General features: G+C 67.9%; 1 protein-coding gene. It reads right to left on the bottom strand.

Going from position 1 to position 234, the window contains the following annotated elements; all coding sequences use genetic code 11:
- Window positions 1–234, bottom strand: a 234-nt coding sequence (locus VR45_RS27315; RefSeq protein WP_045942502.1) for a hypothetical protein, incomplete at both ends; no start/stop codon positions are given.

Below are 234 nucleotides of genomic sequence, written 5' to 3'. Positions count from 1 at the left end.
GTCGAGGTCGTTGCGGAAGGCGACGTTGCCGCTGGCCGACCACTGGAAGGTGAAGTGGCGCAGGTTGCGGCTGACGTTGTGGGCCCACAGGGAGTCCCAGACCCGGCTGCCGCGCAGGTAGCCGTTGCCGCCCTTGCCCTTGTTCCAGGCGCCGTCGAAGCTGTTGCGCTCGATCTGGAGGTTGCGGGCGTCCTCGGTGACGATCGGGTGCGAGCCGGTCATCTCGGCCTTCAG

Origin of the sequence: Streptomyces sp. NRRL S-495 (assembly GCF_000966955.1) — a bacterium.
Taxonomy (GTDB): Bacteria; Actinomycetota; Actinomycetes; order Streptomycetales; family Streptomycetaceae; genus Kitasatospora; species Kitasatospora purpeofusca.
Note: the sequence above shows the minus strand (reverse complement) of the source record. Positions and strands in the feature narration are given on the sequence as shown.